General features: G+C 68.3%; 1 protein-coding gene. It reads right to left on the reverse strand.

Annotated features, from left to right (window positions below):
* The coding region (locus B1964_RS14370) for an HNH endonuclease family protein (protein WP_253194002.1) at positions 1-556 on the reverse strand (556 nt) is incomplete at its 3' end.
* Positions 557-593: the final 37 nt, after the last annotated feature.

Consider the following 593-nt stretch of genomic DNA (forward strand, 5'->3'; position numbering starts at 1 on the left):
CCGGCTCGCCGTCACTCTTGGCCTGATTCGACGCGGCATCGACCGCAACCAGATTGGCGGGGTCATTGGCGAACTCGACGCGACGCTGCGCCGGCCACGACCACGCACCCAGATCCCATGACAGTGACAGCGGCACAATGTGATCGATCTGCACGCCGATCGCGGACCGGTCCCGGCGGAAGACGACGGTCGCACCGGTGTACGGGCTGCGGAACTCTCCGGTCAACACGGCCGTCGGGCAACTGCGTACCGACCCGACGGTGACATCCGACAGGTCACGCATCAGGATGTCGTTTCGGGTGTCGCAACCATTGTGTCCGCCGGTGACCGAGACCGCGTCGGTCCATGCCACACCGAACGCCGACCGTTGATAGTCGTCACGATCGGGTCGGTGGGGTACCACAGTCATCCGGCTCAGCGACTGCAGCGCGCGGCCGGCATCGGCGTGCAGGGCCGCATCGGGCGCCTGTCGGTCGAGATGGACCGTCACCGCGACGGCTACCGCCGTGGCCACCACCGCGAGAAGAAGCACCCACCGCCGCAGCGGCCAGGTGATCCCCGCGGGCGCGACGAGCCGACCGAGAACGGCTCCG

The organism is Gordonia sp. i37, assembly GCF_002043085.1.
GTDB classification, from domain to species: Bacteria; Actinomycetota; Actinomycetes; order Mycobacteriales; family Mycobacteriaceae; genus Gordonia; species Gordonia polyisoprenivorans.